Here is a 7,762-nt window from a genome sequence, read left to right as displayed (position 1 = left end):
TTTTTAAAAAATCTCTGAGTTGGTTGGCATCGGGCTAGTTCACTGAATTTGCATAGGGTTTAATGAGTTTAATTGTTGAATAAATGTAGCGCGATCACGCTGGTTAACTCCAAAAATTGTTACTGTTTGATAAGGTTCCTGTTGTGGGGGAAAATTAGATTTAATTAGCACATAAGAAGGTGTAGAAGCAGTTTCTCCTTGTCGGCTGATTCGTCCGCCAACATTAGCATTTCCATTTCCTTTTTGATTGACACCTTTAAAGCCACTACTATAAAGGAAATCCAACCCTTTTCCCCGTACTTCTGACCTTAATCCTTCGTTTTGCCAATTATTGACAGTTCCAGGATATTTTAAACTAGGACAAGAAATTAAATAAATTTGAGCCTGACTATTCAAAACATCTTGAGAGCGATTGCCAGGATTTCCGGGAGGACAATTAGCAGGATCTCCTATGGCAGACTGTAGGGCAAGTAAAGAATCTTTTACCTCTCTAAGAAACTGCTGCCATAGTTCTTGATTACGAGGTAGTTTTTTAGTGTCAACTTCCCAATGGCATCCCCTTAATCCTATTGGATTATTCCAATGCAATGATCGTCTCGATCCTCTCCCAATTCCTGCTAAATGAGAAGATAATTGCAATAACTTTTCTGCTAAGTTGAGAGCATCCTGATTTTTAGCTTCTAGTAGAATATTACCTTCACAAAAATAAGGACGATTGCGATCACCTTTTTCCTCTTTCCAATCTACAGAAATACGAATTAGTCCTTCTTGAGCTTGCGGTTCAATAGTACCAAATAACCTACCTTCTAAATCTTTACATTGCTGCGGTGAATAAATACTTAATCCTACTGCACGAAACCAATAACGCAGCATCCCTCGCACTGCTACGGGACGAAATTCATTATTTCCCTGATATTGATTATCTTTAGCGGGAGGATTTGCGCCATATATCCCTTGCGTCCATAATTTAAAAGCATGGGAAGAGTGATGAGACAAACTAGAAGCAACAGATGTTCTACCATACCCCGCACTAACCCGCGAACCAATTCCTGCTGATAAAGCTATTTGTAACCAATCTTTGACTTTGCTGACATCTTCTAATTTACCTCTGCTGGTACGAGTCAACCCAATTAAAATCTCAGGTTCTTCCATTGACAACAGATAATGGGGGACAGGTTGATAGCATACTCGGTTATTTTCCCAACTCCATTGAGGATTAGCGATATCTACAGTCAAACAAGGTGCAGTGGGAAAAGCATCAAGAAATTGAACGCAACCGATACCATCTTCTAGTTTCCCCAGAAGTCGATTTACCTCAGCTTCTGGTCGATGTTGTCTTGCCCAAGCTCTTACTACACCTTTTAAACTACTAGAAGGGATATAAGGTACACCATAGACTGGATGAAATACAGGAAGAAGTAACTCCTGAAAACCGCGCATTCCTCCTACACGCAGCCTCCAGATGAATTCAACAGTCAGAGTTTCATCAGCTAATCGTTTAGTTTTCTCAGTTAATTGTTGGTATAAAGACTGACAAGTTTTATCCGCCGCCGCCGCTTCTATTAGAACTGGTTTAGCTGTGTCATTATTATTAAATAATCGATGATTCAGTGCTTGTAGAGGACTGGTTAATTTCCGACTGGTTGGATTATTTGTTCTTGCTGTCGATCTTGTCATTGCAGTAATGGAGGAAGGGGCTAACTGTCCAACTTTGAAATTAATCTTTTGATTTTTCCAGTGTGGCGGAAACTTGGCTTGTAATTTCTGCCATTTAGCACTTGCTTTTTTTTTCGCTTCTTCGTCAGAAAAATAAATAGTTATTTCTGTACCTATTTCTAACTGACTATCTTTATACAAGTCATAAAGAGGATTTTTATCTTTTTGGAGTTTTTTCAAAAATTTCTGCCATTCTTGTTGTGCCGTCATGATTGTTCTGCCTCTCCTAAGACTGCTGGCGACCAAAAAGACCACTCTTTTGCTAATTTAATTGCCAAGTGATTGAGGGCGGTATATTTTCTTAAAGGCATATGAATTAATGTGCCTTGATCATTAACATCAAAATCTGCCCCGCTAAACTCTTTGAGCTTAGTAAGAAATTTTTGATAAACTTTCCCTTTATAGCGTGTATCTTCGGCAGTTCCACCGAGAAATTTTTGCATATCTCCACTAAGTCGATGCAATCCCCAAGTAGATATATAAGTGCTTAATCCTTGAACTAATCCACTAGCTTTTTTGTGGTAATTTACTGCTAACTCACTTTTTATTTCAACTAAAGCGTTATGTGCTTGTTTGCTAAATTGACGCGAATCTAATTTCATTTTTGGCTTCCTGTAGTAGTTTCAGTAGTTTCAATTGTTTTTAGATCGCACCAACCGCGACCTAATCCTTCTAGACCTCCAAATTGTAGTTTATTTTTAAGTAATTCGCTAGTTTTTGCTCGAATATTCTGAGTATTTTCGGTTTGTTTGACAGGTTTCATTCCCCAAGGAAAGAAAAGTACAGTTTCAGGGGGAATGGCTTCTTCCGAGCGAAAAGAACCACCTTTAACAGTTTTTTCGCCTTCATTAAGAGCAACGCGCACTTCTCGCTGCAATCCCGTTTCTACCAAAGCAATACAGTCTTCATCATCCACAATGACTAGCTTTTTCAGAAGCTGATTAATCATCCCATTAGCATTAGTAAGATTTTGAAGAGATTGTGAGAGGCTATTAGAATCATTAGTATTTAGTTGCCCTAGGGCATTTTGTTGCAGAATTGCAGTTTGCAAGTAAAGGGGTTCGGGTGTAAAGCTAACTAAAGCTGGTCTTGCTTCTGTAATTTGCTCTCGACAGTTTTGAATTAATTGAGTTAAAGGGGAATTTTTCAACCAACGATTCCAACGTTCTAGCCAGAGAGGACAGGTAATCCAGACTAAGTGATGACTTAAGGATGCGATCGGAAAAAACAGGAGAGTTGCCTCAGCAAACCAAACTTCTCCTTCTGTGGGTTGTTGTCCATCTTTGATTTTTTGACCGAAAAACTGAGAGACTTCTTTTGCTAATGCTTTTTCTTCTTCACTTTGAGGATTGCTCGGTTCTAAGGCAGAGCGAATTTTACCTCTCAAGGAGGAAGCAGGAAGATAGGGAAACTCGGTATGGACTTCGCGGGCGATTCCCATTAAATTGCCCTCATCAGCACTTCCGCCCGTGTGTAAAGGGGTCAGCAGATATAGATATGTTAAATAAGTATTCATAATGGTGTATTACCCCATAATAATTTACCATAGTTGAGTTTTTGAAAACTGGTTAACCAATTCCCCGTCGATTCAGGTTTAGGTAAGAGTGCCTCAGTTTCAGATGGAATCTGGTTAAAGATATAGACAGTCCCAGGTGGAACAAAGGCTCGTTGTGGCAATAAAGCAAATTCCTCATCTCCTTTTGCTTCTGAGTTAGGGGATGATGATCCCGAAGAAATCTGCGAAGCTGTGCGCTCCTGATTCTCTTTACCAAAGGAAATAACTAACTTGCGCCTAATTTGAGAAACACCACCCCACAATAAAGGACGATCGCTGACACATCCTGCTAAGATGGGTTGCCAATCACAGGGATAAACGCCATAAACGGCTTCCTCCTTAACCGCTAGTCCGGGGGTGAGTAAATAAGCAAAATCACCTGTTGTATTGGTCTTAGGATTAAGCAGTGTTTGATCAGCATCGGACAAAGTAAATGGGATGACAATCGCCCGATGTCCTTCTCCTCCCAACCGTACTACTGTTTCCCCTAACTTTATACTAATTCCCGCTACTAATCGCCAACCTGGTTTAAGACGAATCGCTACTTCAGTAAAATAGCCATCTTCATCTTTTACTTGTCGCTTATCCGCTTGCATTTGAATATGAGGCATAATCTGCACATTCCAAGGATCATCCTGAAATTGTGTAGGATCTTTAAGTTCTTTTCCTTGTAGATATTCGCTTAAAGCTTCTGCTGTAATCCAAGGATAGGGACGACAGAAAAATTCTCTTCTGTTCTCTTCTTCAACTAGCTCTCTAAAAGGAGCTACCATTGGAGCTAATCCCGCCTCGTCGAACAACAAATGTTCCCAAGCTTTATCTGTTCGATCAACAGGTTGAAGACGTAAAGTTCGATGCCATTCGGGGGCTTGCTTTTCTAAATTATCTTCTTCTCTTTCCTCTTCTTTTGTTTCCTCATCTTTTGGCTGACTCTTTTTGCTCCAACTCACTGCAACTAAATCCTTAGGAGTGGGAAAACATAATCTATCTTGGGGACTTAAGAGAAATGGGCCTATAAAATCTAAATCTTTGACATCTTTGGATAAAGTCGAGCGCAATGCTTGAAAAACTGTACTGGGAAACGGGGGAAATAGTCCTTTTGCCCAAGCACTCTCCCCTGGACTAAAAGGTTTAGCTTCCCGAAATAACAATACATCTAAAGGAGCGATCTCATACCAATACATTTGCTGTTCACCCATAGTTTATTACTCCGTTTCTCCCCATTTCATTTGTTGCATCCTTTTGTCATTCCAGAAAGCACTAAACCGCAAAAGATTAGCTAAATCCTTTTCGGTCGTACCTAAAGGGACTTCTTTTTCAGTTTTATTTTTATTTACTTGATTATAGGTTTGATAAGCCCAGTTTTCCCACTGATCCAACCAATTTAGCAAGTTTTCTTGAATATGAGACTCTAGTGTTTGATCTCGACGGTTGATGATCACTTGTGCAGCTTTTCTCAATAGGCGATCGCTTTCAGTAACACAAGCATGACGGGGTAATTCTTCGGCTAATCGATAGAACAACGCACTCAAATCTTGCTGATCATACTGCATAAAATTCCACCATAAGTCTAATAACTCCCCTTTCATCAAGGCTTCTAAAGTATTACCCGAACCATAAATCACCCGAAAACAGAGTCCATCTTTTCCATATAACTTTTTAGCACGGTCTTTTTCAGCCGTCCACAGGCTTTCTAATACGGTAGGAAGAGGTACACTTTTATGAGCGATAACAATGCCTAGACTCATGGTTGCCCCATCTCCCATCGTAAAATAGGGACGTTTTTGTAATCCTTGCAGAGATTGTTTAGGAGTCCAGTAACCCCCCTCTGTGCTGAATTCTCTTTCTGGATCTGGGTCAGCACACCAAGCAGCACGAAGCGATCGCAAATATCCCGGTAAATCTGCTAGAGGTAACACTGCCATCACATCATCACCGCCACTATAGACGACTTTACCACAATAACGTTCTTCCGTAAGGTAGGGTACTAAGCGATTAGAAAAGTCTAATAAGGCGCGATTTAACCCGACATGGGTTGCTGGCCCCATGCGTTTTTGCGTTGCTAGTAAATCTGGATAATCTTGATGATTTTTGACATTTTCTGCGATCGCATCTGTGATTAAATACTCTTTGTATTTCTTTAATTTTGACCCAGAGACATATTTCCCCATCCCATCCCCATCACCGAGGACAATTACCCACCAATCGGCTGGACTTCCTTCGCCAAATTTTGCTTTTTTATGCGCTTCTTCAACTAAACTTCTTAATGTTGCTGTTTCTTGAGCGTTACAATTCATGTCATCAGCTAACCATTTACTGGAAAACATGACTCCATTAAAATTCTGTCCATTCCTATTTTCTGGATTAATTTGCCGATCAACTTTTGATATCTGATAAGGACGACCACGAGTACGGGAGGCAAAAGTGTCTGCTTTGTTAGGTAATTGTTGGTTAATAAGTGTGTTAAGACAATTCCAATAGTTGCGTGTTTTTTGTCCTCCTTTTTTAAAATCTTCGTAAGCAAATCTTGCAGCAGCAATAGAACTTAAATTGGGAAACCGAATTAAATTATCATAGTTAGTATCATCTTCTTGCCCTAGATTAATTCCCAAAGATTCAGCAACTCCCCCATATCGCCAAGCCATGCGTTTTGTTAATTCGATCGCATTCAATTTTTCTGAGCCATTAAATAACCCTGGATAAACTTCAGCCATTAATCGCCAAAATAGACCCATTGATCGAGCCGAAAGTCCACCTCCATTTTTAAACTGCCCATGATAATGTAATTGGGGATGAACTGCGCTAAACTGACCCGATAAAGTGGAACGTTCCCCAGGTGCTGTAGGAATTGCCCAAGTGCGAGTATTTTTTACGGCTTGAATAGACTGTCCCAAACGAGCTTGTAATGCCCCCCACCAAGTACCAGTATTTATCTGTTCGTAAAGGTTTTCTTCGGCTGTTGTAGGTAGAGATTCAGCTAAATGAGGAGGGGCGATCGCATTTTGAGCTTGTTTCCATTGCTGATAATTTTCCTCTGTGGGATTAATAGTTAATGGCTGCTCTGGATTGCCTAGAGGCATTGCAGTCCAGTAAGTTTCCCAAGTTTTGTCTATTTGTGCTTCCCAGAGTTTATTCCACTCCCAACAACTACCATGATGTCCTATCTGCCATTTTTTTAAATCTCGTTTACATATTTCTTGTTCGCTTAAAAACTCCTTTAATAATATTTCATCTATTTTCTGCTGATTTTTAGTATCTTTAAGAAACTCTAGGGTTCGTTTTTTGATATCTTCCCTAACTTTTTTGGCAATCTCTGACCATTCTTTTATTAAACATTTTTTTAATTTCTCTCCCAATTCTCTAGCTGCTTCTTTACCAGGAACTAAAGCCATAATCACATTAGGAAATCCAGCCGTACTTAAACTTGTAGAGATGCCATTATCAAATCTACCAACTGGAGATGTTCCGTCTTGAAAAGAAGCAAAATTAGCCGCAAAATCTGGATATTTTTTAATAATTAAAGCATCGATAATTTCTTGACTCCAAAGAGAAGGAGTAATCACAGCATCAGACCCATAAGTTTCGGCAATATACCAACAGAGTTTAACACTGAGATAGTGCAGTAGATAGGAACCTGCCCAAAAATCGACAAATTTTCGGGATGCTTTGATAAATTCTTGTACTGGGGAGAAGGTAAAGAGAAAAAGATAAGGATGTTGGGATTTACCTCCTTCTTGCCAATGTTCGGGATACATCGCCCCAACTAGAGCGGAAACTGTACTTTTGTAGCTATGTAGGGGACAATCAGGAAGGATGCTGTGAGCAGGATAGAGGAAAAAATCATTCTGGTTTTGTCGGATGAGTTCGGGATAAAATCGCCAAAACCACCAAAATAGTTTTTCTATATCCGTTTCTGAGGTAATTTCTGCGGGAATTTCTGGTCTTAAGTCTTGTGAAGTAATATTTCGAGTTTGTCCACTGATGGGATGTTTCACGCTATTAATATTAGTGCCTTGAGCCTCTCCTAGATTAACGCGATCAGATGAACTAGCTATTTGCAGGGGTAACTCTTCTGGGTGAATAGACTGTAATTGTTGCAAAATAGATTTGTCTTCTAGCAAGGCACAAAGTTTACGAGAATAGAAATTTTTTGAATTAATAGGGGACTCTGATTCTGGCATAATCATAAATTGCTAAGGCCTCTCTTTAAACTTTATCACGAAAACAAAGATAGTTAAGCAAAATAATTGATTAACTATACTGACAGGGGGACAAGCGAGCTAGAAAACTTGCCAACAAAGGCTTCTGGCTTCTCTCGCTAGAAATAGATCGAGCGATTCTAGGCAAAAAACTAACGAAAGAATTAGGGATAGGAGCGAGCTTACTAGGAATTATTATTAATAAGTGAGAGATGGTGCGGCGAACTTTTTCGAGCTAAAACCATGAAAAGCTTACGATATATGAATTTTAGCCTTCTTGTCCCCCTGTTAG

5 protein-coding genes are annotated in these 7,762 nt (G+C 39.7%); all 5 read right to left on the bottom strand.

Going from position 1 to position 7,762, the window contains the following annotated elements:
* Positions 1-39 precede the first annotated feature (39 nt).
* From MICAI_RS02890 to cas10, 5 genes are read right to left on the bottom strand one after another with little or no spacing between them, the layout of a single operon-like run.
* Positions 40-1,926 carry an RAMP superfamily CRISPR-associated protein gene (locus MICAI_RS02890; RefSeq protein WP_008197477.1) on the bottom strand — a complete coding sequence of 629 codons (1,887 nt, stop codon included), beginning with the start codon at positions 1,924-1,926 and terminating at the stop codon, positions 40-42.
* Entirely contained in the window at positions 1,923-2,318 is a 396-nt protein-coding gene (locus MICAI_RS02885) for a hypothetical protein (protein WP_008197475.1), read from the bottom strand. Before MICAI_RS02885 ends, MICAI_RS02890 begins: the two co-directional genes overlap by 4 nt.
* Positions 2,315-3,232 carry a type III-B CRISPR module RAMP protein Cmr4 gene (cmr4, locus tag MICAI_RS02880; RefSeq protein WP_008197473.1) on the bottom strand — a complete coding sequence of 306 codons (918 nt, stop codon included), beginning with the start codon at positions 3,230-3,232 and terminating at the stop codon, positions 2,315-2,317. Before cmr4 ends, MICAI_RS02885 begins: the two co-directional genes overlap by 4 nt.
* Positions 3,229-4,470, bottom strand: coding sequence for a type III-B CRISPR module-associated Cmr3 family protein (locus tag MICAI_RS02875; RefSeq protein ID WP_008197471.1), 1,242 nt, complete (start codon positions 4,468-4,470; stop codon positions 3,229-3,231). The genes cmr4 and MICAI_RS02875 overlap by 4 nt, the downstream gene beginning before the upstream one ends.
* A gap of 6 nt (positions 4,471-4,476) precedes the next feature.
* Positions 4,477-7,452 carry a type III-B CRISPR-associated protein Cas10/Cmr2 gene (cas10, locus tag MICAI_RS02870; RefSeq protein ID WP_232306112.1) on the bottom strand — a complete coding sequence of 992 codons (2,976 nt, stop codon included), beginning with the start codon at positions 7,450-7,452 and terminating at the stop codon, positions 4,477-4,479.
* Between the last annotated feature and the right edge of the window lie 310 nt (positions 7,453-7,762).

It is taken from the genome of Microcystis sp. T1-4 (assembly GCF_000297435.1).
GTDB lineage: Bacteria > Cyanobacteriota > Cyanobacteriia > Cyanobacteriales > Microcystaceae > Microcystis.
Note: the sequence above shows the minus strand (reverse complement) of the source record. Positions and strands in the feature narration are given on the sequence as shown.